This is a genomic window from Rhodococcoides kyotonense (assembly GCF_900188125.1).
GTDB classification, from domain to species: domain Bacteria; phylum Actinomycetota; class Actinomycetes; order Mycobacteriales; family Mycobacteriaceae; genus Rhodococcoides; species Rhodococcoides kyotonense.
On record NZ_FZOW01000009.1, the window covers coordinates 107,192 to 121,199 of the forward strand.

A 14,008-nucleotide genomic window follows, 5' to 3' on the forward strand; every position below is an offset into this window, starting at 1 on the left:
CCGTCAGACGACCGCCTGTTCCCGAAGAAGTGGAAGCAGCTGGTCTCCGACCCGGACGATTTCCCTGGTGTACGGGGTGTCCGACAACACGAAGTGGCTGATGCCGAGATCGGCATATCGCTGCAGAGACGCGGCGACCTCGGTGGCGGTTCCGACGAGCCAGGTCGTGCCCGCGCCTCCACCGCCGACTCGCCCCGGTGCCGTGTACAAGTTCGAGTCCAACACGTCGCCCCGTTCCGCCAACGCTTCCAGACGTCGTTGGCCCGTCGCGCCACCGTGCCCTCTGAAACGTGAGGGGTCCGCCGTGCGAGCCATCTGTTCCACTCGCGCTTCGGCGTCGCGCCACGCTTCCTCGCTCGTGTCCCGAATCAGGGTCGTGATGCGCAATCCGAACTCGAGTGGACTGTGGACGCGCTCCACGGTCTTGCTCAGTGCGCGAAGACGGTCGATCCGTTCGGCGATGCCGTCGAGCGGTTCACCCCAGAACAGTTGAACGTCGGCTTCTGCCGCTGCAACTTCCTCGGCCGCTGCGGACGCTCCGCCGAAATACAGCCGCGGGCGACCGCCGTGAGCCGCATCGGGCAGCCGGGGCACGACCGTCGCATTCTTCAGCTGCCAGAAATCACCGTCGACGCTGACGTTCTCCTCGGTCCACAGACGGCGGACGGTGTTCAGGAATTCGCGCGTCCGGGCATATCGACGTGGCATGTCGTGTTCGTGATCGCCGTACGCCTCGATGTCGTCCAATCCCGTCACGATGTTCACGAGAACTCGGCCGCGGGACAATTGGTAGAGAGTCGCTGCGGCACTGGCGAATTGCGCCGGCTCCCAGTATCCGGGTCGAACTGCGATCAGAGGCGTGAACGTTTCCGTGCGCGCGGCGACGGCCGTCGCGACAGTGAATGTGTCGGGCCGTCCCCACCCCGCCCCGATCAGAGCGCCGCCCCACCCATGCTGTTCGGCGAGTCTCGCCTGTTCCACCGTGAAGTCGAGAGTCCCCCACCCGTCGACCGTGTCGTCTCCGCGGTGTCCCGGCTCGATCGTGTTCGGGATGTACCACAGAAACTCTCGGCTCATGCTTGTTCTCCATTCGATGGCGGACCTGCGGACCCGGAGCGGGGCGCACTCACCTACACGTTCGCATGGCACCGGGTAGCAGGTGAAGCGTTCGGCTCACCGTGAATCGAAGGCGGGCTCGGTCATCGGACCGGCTGGCGCAGAATCGTTCGTAGTCTCGACGGCTCGACTCGGCGCGGGTCACTGAGATAGATCTCGTGGTGCTTGCCCGTCATCTCCAGTCCCGCGTCGGGTAGGTATCGACTGTGCAGCTCGTCGAGAACGAGCGCCTCGTCGTCGTACGACCCGACGTGCAGGGTCTGCACGCATCGCCCCTCGTGCATGGTCTCGAGTCGAATTCTCGAAATACCGATCGGATTGCGCTTCTTGGTTACGGAAGTCACAGCATCGTCGAACATGGCCTTCTCGATCCAATCGGGCACCATGATCATGGCTGTCCAATGCCACTGCGATTTGTCCCGGTTCGTGGTGAAGGACTCCATGTCGTCGGCCCACCACAGCGCTTCGAGTGGCGTCACGACGTAGTCGCGTCCGAGATCACGCTTGCTGGCGAACTTGACTGTGTACGCGACCGGGTACAGGGCAGCAAGCGCATCGGCGTAGTCCTTCGACGTATTCGGATCACCGTGCCCGTCGACCATCGAGTACTGCATCGGCGGCACGTCGACGACGCGAAATCGGTTGCGCTGCGCGGTGTATGCGTCGAGCGTCTTCTTGAAGTCGACCTTCATGTCGACGAGAGTAGACCTGCCGGTCGGGCATCGGTCGACGGTTCGTCACGGCGCCCGATTCATCCTTTTCGTACAGTTGATGCAATGAACGACGTTGTGAACATCGCTGCATCCGAGAACGAGCTGGGCGGGGTGGCCGGTTGGGCCGTCGGGTTGATGGAGGCGATCGGCGGGCCGGGCGCAGGGATCGCGGTGGCCGCCGAGAATTTCTTCCCTCCGCTACCGAGCGAGATCATCCTGCCTTTGGCGGGCTTCACCGCCTCGCAGGGCGGCATGTCGTTGTTCAGCGCTCTGTTCTGGACCACTGCGGGATCGGTCGTCGGTGCTCTCGTGCTGTACTGGCTCGGCATCAAGCTCGGGCGCGACCGCATGTACGCCATCGTCGATCGGATGCCGTTCGTGGGGACCGACGACTTGGCCAAAGCCGAGGACTGGTTCAGCCGTCACGGACGCTCTGCGGTGTTCTTCGGCCGAATGATTCCTGTGGTCCGGTCGGGCATCTCCGTCCCAGCCGGAGTATCGCGTATGCCGATCCTCCAGTTCACGCTCTACACCACTCTCGGCAGCCTGATCTGGAACGCGATCTTCGTTCTCGCCGGTTACTTCCTGGGCGAGAACTGGCATTACGTGGAGAACTACGCGTCGGTGTTCCAGTACGTCGTGATCGGCGTGGTGATCGCTCTCGTTGCGTACGTCGTCAGGAAGAAGGTTCGCGCACGCCGATAGGCCGGCCCCGGAGTGGGGCCGGCCTGTCGGTGGATGCTGTTTCTAGGCTTCGTGGCGCACGTAGAGTGCTCGGGCAGCGTCGTCGAACTCGGCGGCGCTCATCCGGCTGCCGACGGCGCGCTTGACGAGTTCCGCATGGGTCTCCCCCGCGAGCCCCGTGATGGGCTGGTCGAGGTCCAGATTCGACGGGAACGCGTAGCCCTCGGCGGATGCGGCGATCACGTTGTCGATCTCGTGATCGCGGTTCTGGTCGGCCCATGCGAGAAGCGTCGGGTAGAGCGCCGAACCGATTGCCTCACGATCGACGCTGTCCAGTGCGCGACCGAACGCCGACGAGACCTGGAGAAGGTTCGCCATACGGTAGATGTCGCTGGACGTGTTGTGACCGGCGGCGTGGAACAGCGCTGGATTGAAGAAGACCGCGTCACCCTCTTCGAGCGGAAGCTGAATGTAGTTGTCGGCGAAGTACTCTCGGAACTGCGGCAGGTTGAACGCGATGTAGCCGGCCTCGAATTTCTGAGAGTGTGGCAGGTACATCGTCGGGCCGCTCTCGATCGGCATGTCGCAGTGAGCAACTGCACCTTGAAGCGTCAACACTGGCGACACACGGTGGACGTGCGCACGGAACCGCGCAGCAGTGTCTGTCGACATGAAGCCGAGGTGGTAGTCGCGGTGCGGGTTCTGTGCAGCCCCACCAGGATTGACGACGTTGATGGCAGAGGTGACCTGATACATCGGGCCGAGCCACGCCTCCGATACCAGAGCCAAAATGTCATTGGAGTAGTAGCGGGCGAACAGCTCGGGCTCGGCGATGGCCAGCTTCTGCAGCGCGGACCAGATTCGATCGTTGGCACCTGGCTTGGCGAAGTGGTCACCGCCCTTGACTCCACTGTCGTGTTGCCGACGGATGATGTTCTCGAATGTCGCGGTCGTCTCCTCGATCGCGTGGTCCGAGGTGAATGCCTTCTTGAAGACCACGATGCCGGGGCCGTTCAGGAGGGCCTCGGCGAGCTCGTCCTGGATGTCCGAACGCACTGCGGCGTCGACGGCGTCCTGGACCACCCGCGCCGCGTCGTAGATCAAGACGTTCTTCGTCACGTTCGAGGCGTGCGGGTAGTCCGCCAATACGGTCTCCTGCGACACCAATGCGCGGAACTCGTCTATGTCGCAATCCGATTCGCGAAGCCGATCGGCGCGTGGGGTCTGCTGGATGTTGCTGGTCATGACACCGTCCTCGAAGTGTGAAGAGCGTGGAACCGCACATGCGGTTCCGGCGAAGTGATGTTCAGCTTGCCAACGCGATCCGAGGGACACAACCCGCAAACCCATCAACTTTCCCTCAGGGCTTTCCGACGGACGACCTGCGTCGACCATCGTCGTCACCGGTCCTGGCAACCCGTTCCTGATGGATATTTGAGGGTTTCGAGCCTTGCTGGGCCGATGCGATCTTCGTAACACTGTGCACATGAGTACCGAGCGCCCGAGCGCCGAGATGATTGCTGCTTGCTGGACTTCGGCCGGGGACGTCCGACCCGACGCGAACCCTGCCGTGAGCCCTGTTCCCATCTCCGAACGCATCGACGCGGTGGCAGCGGCGGGGTTTGCCGGAATGGGCATCGTGGCAGCGGATCTCGCGGCTGTCGACGACGAAATCGGACTGCCTGCGCTAGCCGCGATGCTCGACCGTTCTGGATTGAAGTACGTCGAAATCGAACTACTCGAGAAGTGGTGGATCCCCCGCGGACACGAGGGCCACACCTACGACACGCGGGATCTGCTGTTCCGCGCTGCAGATGCCCTGGGACCCACACACATCAAGATCGGTTCCGAGAACGGCGCGCCTCGTGACCTCGAGCCCTATACCGAAGCGCTTCTCGAACTCACACGGGACGCCGTCTCCCACGGCACGCGTATCGCCATCGAACCGATGCCGTTCTCCATCGTCTCGACTGTTCCCATCGGCGCGGAACTCGCACGCGCGACGGGCCATTCGGGCTGTGGTGTCATCGTCGACGCGTGGCATGTGTTCCGCGCGGGCACGTCCCTCGACGAACTCCGGTCGGCCCTGACACCCGACGTCGTGTTCGGAATCGAACTCGACGACGCCGATGACGCGATCGTCGGGACCCTGTTCGAGGACACCATGAACAACAGGAGACTGTGCGGTGACGGATCGTTCGACCTCGCAGGACTCGTCGGGGTTGTCCGCGACATCGGTTACACCGGGACGTGGGGCATCGAGATCCTCTCGACCGAGTTCCGCACGTCTCCGCTCGATCAGTCGCTTCCGAAGGCGATCGCGTCGGCGCGAGCGTTGGTCGATACCACGCCGTGAGCTAGTCGAAGGCAGGCGTCTCAGCCGCCGGAGCCCCGAGTACGAAGAGCAGTGCGTGCTCCGGCTGCAGATTTCGGCAGGTTCGTACCTTCGATGCCGTCGTCTCGACGATGTCTCCCGGTCTGAGCACGATCGAGTCGTCCGCGAAGCTCAACAGCACGATTCCGGATCCGACCAGAATCGTCAGCGCTCCAGCCGAATCCGACGCCATGGACATCGTCGACCCCGGCCGAACGCGGATCGGCTGAGCTCTGCCTGCAGTTGTCGTGCTCCGCGCCCCAAATCCCGACATCGGGGTTCGCACGAGTTCGTAGGGTCGATCCGCACCGCGGACCAACCGATCCACGGTTACACCGAGTCGTTCCGCGAGGTCGATCACCGTGTCGAGGGACATCGAGTGCTGTCCGCGCTCGGTCTGCGAGATCGCGCTTCCGGACACTCCGATCATCGAGGCCAGATCGGCTTGGCTCCACCCTCGCTGTTTTCGTATCGCGCGCAGCGCTTCTCCGAGACGAGACACCGTGGACGGCGGGCCGACGTCGGCGACACCGTCGCGCACGGTGTAGTGCATTTCCATTCCGGTAATACGGTTACGACGTCCATCGGCGCGCTGGATTCGCATGCGAGACTCGGTGACGTCGACGATCACCTGTGCGAGTTGCACCAGGCCGTCGATCGACGCGGTACGAGGACAGATCCACACCGCGATCCTGCCGTCGCGCAGTACCGATCGGGCTGCCTCGTCGACGGCATCACGCGACACCGGCGCACGCAGGTCGAAAACGGCACTCGAGAATTCCGTAGCGGTGACGTCGGTGCAGTCGGCGGACTCGGCGACGTGAGCCAAGAGCACGTCCACTGCGGAGGAGTCGTCATCGACGATCCAGACGACGTTGTCACCCCACCATAGTCCGTCGAGGGCGGCATCGAGGCTGTCGAGGCCGTACCGAGGCACCCGCGCGTCGAGTGGACCGACCCCTATTCGAATCCTCCCGGTCACCCCTCCACCAGCCCTTTGACCTCACAGGCGTTTTGCACGAGCAGCGCCTAACCGTACAGTCTGGCTATGAACTCTGGATCGGAGCCACTCAACGGAATCGACCCGCACCACGCCGAGGCCTTGCGAGAACTGCTGTTCGACGCGCGGCGCGTGGAGGCGTTCAGCGGACCGTGGACGGCTCGCTCCACATGGTCGAAGGGCTTCGAAAGCACCAGCACCGTTCGCGGACATACCATTTCGTTCGACGAGCCCGCAGATCTGGCCGGCCGAGACAGTGCCCCGACGCCCCACGAGTACTTGCTGTCCGCGCTCGGTGGGTGCCTCATCGCAGGCGCGATCATGCATGCGACGGTGCAAGCAATCCGAATCGATCGCCTCGAGATCACCCTGTCCGGAACGTTCGACAACATCCTGAGGTGGGCAGGGATCGACGAAAACGGGTATGCCGGTTACAGATCCATGGAAGTTCATGTTGTCATCGCCGGCGACGCAGACGACGTCACGCTGCGGGCTCTGTGGGACCGGACACTGGCGGGCTCCCCCGTCGCGAGTACCATCAGCCGCCCGACGCCACTGGTCAGCTCGGTGGACGTCGTCGGCACACGCGCCGAGTGATGATGTCACTCCGCTAGGACGAGCTGCCGAGAAAGTACTGCCCGGCACGGTGATATTTCCAGCGAGCTGGATCGTGCGTACTGTGCGTGCGGACGTCGCGCCAGTAGCGATGAAAGTTGAGTGAATCGGAGGTGGACCTCGCGCCGACGAACTCGAACAACTCGCTCGCGAGACGCTCTGCGCTCTCGCTCGCAAAGGCACTCGCCTCCGCGACCGTGACCGCAGCACGTTCGTATTCGGCTTCGGTGCGCACGTCGTCGGCGTGATCGAGACGCCTGGCCGCCTCGTACAGCAGTTGCTCCGAGGCATGCACGTGCGTGCCGAGCTTGCCGAGACGGTAGGCGGTCAAGGGATCGTCCACGGCACGCTCCACCTGCGACGTACGCCAGGGACGTGCGATGTCGTGCAGCAAGTCCACTCCGCGCTCGAGTACACCGAGTCCGATTCCGACATCGATCGCCGCGTGGATGACCGTGGCGTACGGGGGAAACGTGTTCTTGCGATGGTGTCCGTCGAACGGCCGGAGGGAGAACAGTTCCGGCACTTCCACGCCGCGTAGTCGCACGGTGCCACTGTGAGTGCTTCGCTGCCCCATCGCATCCCAGTCGTCGACGACGGAAAGACCTGGTGCGTCGCGAGGTACGTAAGTCAACGAGAACTCGCCGGATTCGGTAGCCGCCTGCACCGGTATCCAGTGCGCGGTCAACGCGCCGCTCGAGTAGTACTTGTCGCCGTCGAGCACGACGGTGCCGTTGCCGGTCTCCCTCAGCGTCGTCGCCGGAAGAGACAGAACAGGTCGGGATCCGCGTTCGGCTTGCGCATTTCCGAACCGATGTCCGGCGAGAATCTCTGCAGCGAAATGACGTTTCTGTTCGTCCGTTCCATCGGTGAACACCGGCTCGATCAGATGGAAGTGATTCTGCGGTACCTGCCCCAGCGATCCACTCGCGCGAGAAAGAATCACGAACACGCGCACGACCGTCTCGTAACTGACTCCCGCGCCGCCGAATTCTCGGGGTACCCGGATACCGAGCAGCCCGCTTTCTGCAAGGGCAGTCAATTCCTCGACCGGCACCTCGCGCGAGCGATCGAGCCGGTCGGCAGCCGCACGGAACGTGCCGGCGAGTTCCTCGGCAACCGCGAGAGCCCCCTCGGCGTCGCGCAGTACAGCTACCTGTCCGATCGGCAGGGAGGTGTCCACGGTCATGAATTCTCCTGACATGAAGGGGAAATGAAGTGCTCGCACGTCGGCCGCGCGCGATCAGACTTAATCACCGTGCGCGGAAAGCTGTCAACCTGCTGTCATCCGCTGCCTGTGAAGTGCATCACGCATCGAAATACGTTTTCGACACGCGGGTGGCCGATGATCTGGCCGACATTAAAACCAGCGTGAATTTAACCCACAGCTGTTATTTCGACAACGAATCTCGGGACCGTCGAAAGTTTGACTTCAATTCTCACTGGTGCAACTCTTCCCCGCGGAACTGCACAGTCCAAGAAGAAAGTTCTGTCGATGCCGAGACCGCTCGTGTACAACGCTTTCCTGCACCTCACTCCCAACCACCACAGCCATGGCTACTGGCGGACCCCCGAAGGTCGCGTCCAATACGGTTACAAGGATCTGCAGCCGTACATCGATGTGGTGAAGACGCTCGAACGGGGCCGCATCGACACACTGTTCATCGCAGACGTGGTCGGGGTGTACGACCTCGATTTCGGCGACGGCACTACCACCATCCGCGCCGGCTCGCAGTTCCCCGAGAACGACCCCGTCACCATCGTCTCCGCGCTCGGTCATGCCACCGAACATCTCGGTATCGCAGTGACCAGCAACATCATTCAGGACCACCCTTTCTCCTTTGCCCGACGCCTGTCCTCGCTCGACCACTTCACGAACGGTCGCGTCGCATGGAACATCGTGACGTCGTACCTGAGCAATGGTTTCCGGAACTACGGCTACGACGAGATAGTCGGCCACGACGATCGATACGAGTGGGCACAGGAATACGTGGATGTCACGTACAAGCTGTGGGAACACTCCTGGGAGGACGACGCCGTTCTCCACAACCACGACACCGGCGAATTCTTCGATCCCGCCAAGATCCATACGATCGATCACGTCGGCAAGCGGTACAAGGTGCAGGGCCCGCATATCGTCGAACCGTCACCGCAACGTACGCCCGTTCTGTTTCAGGCCGGAAATTCCCCTGCCGGGCGGACTTTCGCCGTCACGAATGCCGAGGTGACATTTCTGCCGTCGTACAACCCGGCTTCGGCGGTGCGCGATATTGCCATCCTCGACGAGCATGCCCGCGCGATCGGCCGGGATCCGTCGTCGCTCAAGAAGATCGTGATGCTGTCCACGATCATCGGTTCGACCGAAGAGGAAGCGAAACGCAAGCGCGAATACTTCCGCGACAACATCGATTTCGAAGCGCTACAGGCATTCTGGAGTGGCGGGTCGGGCATCGATCTGTCCTCCGTCGACCCCGATACGCCGCTGTCGGAACTCGCGGGACGGGCCCAGCTCGGCAACCACGTGCAGTCGAACTTTCGCGCCGCGGCCGATTCGCTCGAAGACCCGTCGAAGGTGAGTTGGCGTGAATACCTCGTCGACAAGTCCCTCCTACCTGGCCGTTTCGCCGGCACACCGGAGCAGATCGCGGACCACGTACAGGAATGGGCCGATTCCGGGGTCGACGGCTTCAACGTCGTCCCGATCACCACACTGGGCTGGTGGGACGAATGGGTCGACCATGTCGTTCCAGTCCTGCAGGACCGCGGTCTCGCCCAGCGTGAATATGCACCGGGCACGTTGCGCGAGAAACTCTTCGGCCGCGGCGACCGACTCGGCGACGACCATCGCGCCCGCTCGCTTCGGCTCGGCGCTCACCACACCGTATGACCCACAACGACATACCCGGAGATGCTTCATGACTGCGTCCACCGTCGACCAGACGAACCTGAGTTTCGACGACATCTTCACCGACATCGCCGCAACGGCGGTCCAGCGTGACCGTGACCGCGAGCTGCCCTACGACCTCGTTCGGCGCCTGGCCGAACGCGGATTCGGTGCGGTGCGCGTACCGAAGGAGTTCGGCGGTTCGGGTGTGTCGGTCCCTGAACTCACCGAGCTGGTGCTCGATCTCGGTGCTGCGGATTCCAACGTCGTACAACTACTTCGGACGCATTTCATCTTCACCGAGGCGATCATCCATTCTCCCGAGTCCGACGCCCGTTCGGCGTGGTTGCAGCGCATCGGTGGCGGGGACCTGTTCGGTGGCGCGTACACCGAACAGAATGCGCAGAATCAGACGCATTTCTCGACGCGCATCGAATCGACGTCCGGACGACGCCTCGTCACCGGCCGCAAGTTCTACAGCACCGGATCGCTCTACGCCGACTGGATTCTCACCACCGGCGAAGGCGACGACGACACTGTCGAACAGGCCGTCGTGCCCGCGAAGGCGGACGGCGTCACGCTGGTCGACGACTGGCACGGATTCGGTCAGAAGTTGACCGCAAGTGGCACAACGGTATTCGATTCCGTCGACGTCACCGATGCACCTCAGCTGCCGGACGACGTCGAACTCGGAAGTTACGGCACGTCCATCGCACAATTCTGGCACCTGCTTGCTCTTGCCGGAATCGTCCGTGCGGCGCACGTGGACGTCGTCGAGTACGTCCAGGGACGCGCACGTTTCTTCAGCCAAGGCGCACGTGTGCTCCCCCGTCAGGACGCACTCGTGCAGCAGGTGGTCGGTGAAGTCAGTGCGGCTCGACACGTCGCCGAGACCTTGGTTCGGCACTCGGCACGCACCCTCGGTGACCACAGCTCGGCCGTTCTCTCGGGTCACACGAGTCAGGATCTCGAGGATGCCACCGAGATCGAGATCTACCGCGCACAGGTATCGGTGGTCGACACCGTGCTGAAGGCGGTCACACGCCTGTTCGACGTCGGTGGCGCGTCCGCCCTCGGTGTGGACAAGGGCTGGGATCGCCACTGGCGCAACGCCCGCACTCTGTCGAACCACAACCCGATCCCATACCGTCTGGCCAGCATCGGCGACTTCGATCTGAACGGCACGTCTCCGTTCCGCCAGTGGCTCAGTGGTATCGACCTGCGCGACAGGACGAGCTAGCCGTGGACTTTCTCACCTACGCCTCTCTGGGGCTGTCGACCGGAGGCGCATACGCTCTCGTCGCGCTCGGTTTGATCGCGGCGTACCGCGGTACCGGAGTCATCAACTTCGCCCAGGGCGCGCTCGGTACGTTCGGCGCGTACTCGTTCTGGAAATCGTACGAAGCCGGGCTCCCACTTCCGCTGGCCATCGTCGCGGGCGTCGTGGTCAGTGGCCTGATCGGGATCGTGTTCTTCGGGGTCGTCGGCAAGCGCCTGGCACACTCACCCGTGGTCACGAAGATCCTGATCACGCTCGGCCTGCTGCTGGTTCTCGAAGCGATCGTCCGACTGGTGTGGACGAACCATCAGATCACCGTCGACCCGTTCCTCGTCAGCGGCGGCTTCGAAGTCGGTGGTGTGCGCGTCCAGAACATTTCCATCTTGCTCGGTCTCACCGCGCTCGTCGCGACCGCGGCATTGCATGCACTGTTCACCCGGACTCGATTCGGGCTCATCACCATGGCAATTCAGGACACCGACCTCGGGGCACAGTCGATCGGCATCGATCCGCGCAAGTGGGGCTCGGCCGCATGGGGATTGGCGGGAGTGCTGTCGGCCGCCGGTAGCGTGTTGGTCCTGCCGATCACCCAGCTGTCGCCGACGTCGGCTGCCACTCTCCTCGTTCCCGCACTCGGCGCGGCGCTCGCCGCGAAATTCCGCCGATTCTGGGTGGCGTTCGGCGTCGCGATCGCGGCGGGAGTTCTCGAGGGTCTCGTCACCGGTCTGTACGACGCCCAACTGGCGCGTGCCGTCCCGCACATCATCGCGCTCGGCGTGCTCGTCGTCTTCGCACGGACCGACATGAGCCGCGGGACCCGTGAAGTCAAAGCCGTCTTTCACGTCGGGTCGGGCAGGATCCGCCCCCTGTACGTGGTGATCGGCATCGCTGTCGTCGTCACACTCGTCAGTTTCGGAAACGGCTCGACCGTCGATGCACTGAGCCTCACAGCGATCTTCGGACTCGTCGCGCTGGGGATCGTCGTGTCGACGGGGTACACCGGCCAGGTCAACGCACTCCCACTCACGTTCGCGGGCATCTCGATGCTCGTGTTCGGTGCCGCGAGCCACGGCGGTGCATCGCTGCTCGTCGCGGCGGTGACCGCTCTGGTCGTCTCACTCGTCGTCGCAGGTCTGTCCTCGCTTGTGTTCGTCCGCGCACGCATCTACGAGGTCACGATCGGCTCGCTCGCCATCGCGTCGATCGTCCAAGTCGTCGTGTTCTCGGTCGACAAGTTCTTCAACGGCACCACGGGGTGGGCCGTAGGTGACACGTCGCTGTTCGGAATCTCGTTCAGCAACATCACCGAACCCCGGAATTTCGCCCTCCTGTCGTGGACCGTGTTGATCGCCGGGCTCGTGGTGGTCGCGAACATCCGACGGTCCGCCGTCGGGCGCTACCTGCTGTCGGTGCGTCAGGACGAGCGTCTGCCCGCCGCCCTCGGGATCAACGCTGTCCGAGCCAAATTCACGTCGATATTGCTCTCCGGCACTGTGTGGGGACTCGCAGGGATCCTGCTGGCCGTACAACGAGGGTTCATCTCCAAGGGCCAGATCACGTTGGAGGGCTTCACCTACAGCGATTCGTTGGCCTTGATCGCGTTCACGATTCTCGCAGGTACCGGCCACCTCGCCGGCGCTGTGTTGGCCGGATTGTTCGCTCCCGGTGGCCTTCTCGCGAGCATCCTGTCCTTCACTCCCGACATCAACGACTGGTTGTCGTTGTTCTTCGCCGCGAACATGGTCCTCGTACTCACCACGGAACCCGACGGTGTCGTCGGTCAATTCCTGAGGCTTCGCGGCGCAGCATTCGACAGGTTCCGTTCCGCTCCCGCACAGAAGGAGAAGGTGCATGTCACGTCTGAACGTCAGTGACCTGTCCGTCCACATCGGCGGACACCGCATCCTCGAGAATGTCTCGTTGTCCGTGCCTGCGGGCCGGATTGTCGGGCTGCTCGGCGCGAACGGTGCGGGTAAGAGCACTGCCATCGATGCGATCACCGGGTACCAACGAATCACGTCGGGAACCGTCGAGATCGACGGCAAGCCCATCACGTCCGTGAGTGCCCCCGCGCGAGCTCGGCACGGTCTGAGTCGCACATTCCAGGACTATCTGCTGTTCGAGGACCTCACCGTGGAAGAGAATCTCCTCTCGGCAGCCGAAGTCAGGAGTCGAAAGTCGGTCGCGGCGAGCATCGTTCGATTCGGCAGGCCAGGAGTCGGCGAATTCGCACGAGTGGACGAGCTTCTCGTGGCTCACGGTCTCGACGCCATTCGTCACAAGCGCGTCGAACAACTGTCGCTCGGATGGCATGCACGAGTGAACCTTGCTCGCGCTGTCGTCCAGGAGCCTTCGGTGTTGTTACTCGACGAACCCGCCGCAGCGCTCAGCCTCGATGCTCGTCGGCGCGTCGTCGACACCATCAAGAACATTCGCGACACGTCCGACACCGCGATCCTGTTGGTGGAGCACAACCTGGATGTCGTCACCGAAGTGTGCGACGACATCTACGTCCTCGAAGCCGGTTCCGTCATCGCGCACGGTGCCACCGCGGAGATACTCGACCACCCGACGGTGCGGTCCATCTACTTCGGTGAAGAAGAGCCGGGCACACTACCAACCGAGGTGACCGCATGACCACGGCGATCGATACTTCCGGCCTCCATGTGAAGGGTCTGACCGTCGACTACGGCAACGGCACGGGACTTCGAGATTTCGATCTCGATGTCGCCCCCGGCGAAGTAGTGTGCGTCATCGGCAGGAACGGCGCCGGCAAATCCAGTGCACTGCTCGGCATTTCCGGATTCGTGAAGCCGGCGTCCGGTGTGGTTACCGTCGACGGCAAGCCCCTTACAGGCACCCCATATCGGCGATGCAAGGAGCACATCGGACTCGTCGTCAAGGGACGTTCGCTGTTCGGAAGCCTCACTCTCGCCGAGAATTTGGCCCTCGCGCATATCGACGAACGCGACTTCTTCGACCTCTTCCCTCAGCTCGCCGATCGTCGTGACGTTCCCGCCGGCAGTCTGAGCGGTGGTCAGCAACAACTCGCAGCGGTCGGGCGCGCACTCTTGCGAGACGTGCGTGTCGTACTACTCGACGAGCTGACGTTCGGTCTCAGTCCTGCCGTTCGAACGTTGATCGCCCGGGTCGTCGGCGAGCAGGCCAAGGAACGGGGCATCAGCGTCGTCGTCGTCGAACAGCACGTGGAGACGGCGGTGGCTATTGCCGATCGGACCCTGGTGCTTGCGGACGGCCGTACGGCACTCGAACTGACCCGCGATGAACTCGCCACTGCCACAGATCATGTCGAACGAACTTACCTCCACCCCTGATCACGAAG

13 protein-coding genes are annotated in these 14,008 nt (G+C 63.0%); 8 read left to right on the forward strand and 5 right to left on the reverse strand.

Going from position 1 to position 14,008, the window contains the following annotated elements:
• Nucleotides 1-3 precede the first annotated feature (3 nt).
• Together CHB96_RS16265 and CHB96_RS16270 are read right to left on the reverse strand one after the other, a co-directional pair.
• Nucleotides 4-1,077: an LLM class flavin-dependent oxidoreductase gene (locus tag CHB96_RS16265; protein WP_089248025.1), complete on the reverse strand. Its 1,074-nt coding sequence runs from the start codon at nt 1,075-1,077 to the stop codon at nt 4-6.
• Nucleotides 1,078-1,199: 122 nt separating this feature from the next.
• Nucleotides 1,200-1,808, reverse strand: coding sequence for a GyrI-like domain-containing protein (locus CHB96_RS16270; RefSeq protein ID WP_089248027.1), 609 nt, complete (start codon nt 1,806-1,808; stop codon nt 1,200-1,202).
• Between the two features lie 84 nt (nt 1,809-1,892).
• Between CHB96_RS16270 and CHB96_RS16275 the strand changes: the two genes are divergently transcribed.
• Complete coding sequence (locus CHB96_RS16275; RefSeq protein WP_089248029.1) at nt 1,893-2,534, forward strand: DedA family protein; 642 nt, start codon at nt 1,893-1,895, stop codon at nt 2,532-2,534.
• Between the two features lie 42 nt (nt 2,535-2,576).
• On the opposite strand, the gene CHB96_RS16280 is transcribed toward CHB96_RS16275, so the two are convergent.
• Entirely contained in the window at nt 2,577-3,758 is a 1,182-nt protein-coding gene (locus CHB96_RS16280; RefSeq protein WP_089248327.1) for a phytanoyl-CoA dioxygenase family protein, read from the reverse strand.
• A gap of 241 nt (nt 3,759-3,999) precedes the next feature.
• On the opposite strand from CHB96_RS16280, the gene CHB96_RS16285 reads away from it, so the two are divergent.
• Nucleotides 4,000-4,869, forward strand: a complete 870-nt coding sequence (locus CHB96_RS16285; protein WP_089248031.1) for a sugar phosphate isomerase/epimerase family protein — start codon at nt 4,000-4,002, stop codon at nt 4,867-4,869.
• Nucleotide 4,870: 1 nt separating this feature from the next.
• On the opposite strand, the gene CHB96_RS16290 is transcribed toward CHB96_RS16285, so the two are convergent.
• Nucleotides 4,871-5,869, reverse strand: a complete 999-nt coding sequence (locus tag CHB96_RS16290) for a helix-turn-helix domain-containing protein (RefSeq protein ID WP_141136497.1) — start codon at nt 5,867-5,869, stop codon at nt 4,871-4,873.
• 66 nt (nt 5,870-5,935) lie between these two features.
• Here CHB96_RS16290 and CHB96_RS16295 point away from each other — a divergent pair, with 66 nt between their 5' ends.
• Entirely contained in the window at nt 5,936-6,484 is a 549-nt protein-coding gene (locus CHB96_RS16295) for an OsmC family protein (protein WP_089248035.1), read from the forward strand.
• 13 nt (nt 6,485-6,497) lie between these two features.
• Here the strand turns inward: CHB96_RS16295 and CHB96_RS16300 are convergent, their stop codons facing one another.
• Nucleotides 6,498-7,691, reverse strand: a complete 1,194-nt coding sequence (locus tag CHB96_RS16300; protein WP_176444325.1) for an acyl-CoA dehydrogenase family protein — start codon at nt 7,689-7,691, stop codon at nt 6,498-6,500.
• A 306-nt stretch (nt 7,692-7,997) separates the two neighbouring features.
• On the opposite strand from CHB96_RS16300, the gene CHB96_RS16305 reads away from it, so the two are divergent.
• Genes CHB96_RS16305 through CHB96_RS16325 form a run of 5 tightly spaced genes read left to right on the forward strand, consistent with a single transcriptional unit; the run spans nt 7,998 to nt 14,000 of the window.
• Nucleotides 7,998-9,389, forward strand: a complete 1,392-nt coding sequence (locus CHB96_RS16305; RefSeq protein ID WP_089248329.1) for an NtaA/DmoA family FMN-dependent monooxygenase — start codon at nt 7,998-8,000, stop codon at nt 9,387-9,389.
• 28 nt (nt 9,390-9,417) lie between these two features.
• Complete coding sequence (locus CHB96_RS16310) at nt 9,418-10,626, forward strand: acyl-CoA dehydrogenase family protein (RefSeq protein WP_089248039.1); 1,209 nt, start codon at nt 9,418-9,420, stop codon at nt 10,624-10,626.
• A 2-nt stretch (nt 10,627-10,628) separates the two neighbouring features.
• Nucleotides 10,629-12,539: an ABC transporter permease gene (locus CHB96_RS16315; RefSeq protein ID WP_089248041.1), complete on the forward strand. Its 1,911-nt coding sequence runs from the start codon at nt 10,629-10,631 to the stop codon at nt 12,537-12,539.
• On the forward strand, nt 12,517-13,302 hold the full coding sequence (locus CHB96_RS16320; protein ID WP_089248331.1) for an ABC transporter ATP-binding protein: 786 nt from the start codon (nt 12,517-12,519) through the stop codon (nt 13,300-13,302). Before CHB96_RS16315 ends, CHB96_RS16320 begins: the two co-directional genes overlap by 23 nt.
• Nucleotides 13,299-14,000 carry an ABC transporter ATP-binding protein gene (locus CHB96_RS16325; RefSeq protein ID WP_089248043.1) on the forward strand — a complete coding sequence of 234 codons (702 nt, stop codon included), beginning with the start codon at nt 13,299-13,301 and terminating at the stop codon, nt 13,998-14,000. The genes CHB96_RS16320 and CHB96_RS16325 overlap by 4 nt, the downstream gene beginning before the upstream one ends.
• Nucleotides 14,001-14,008: the final 8 nt, after the last annotated feature.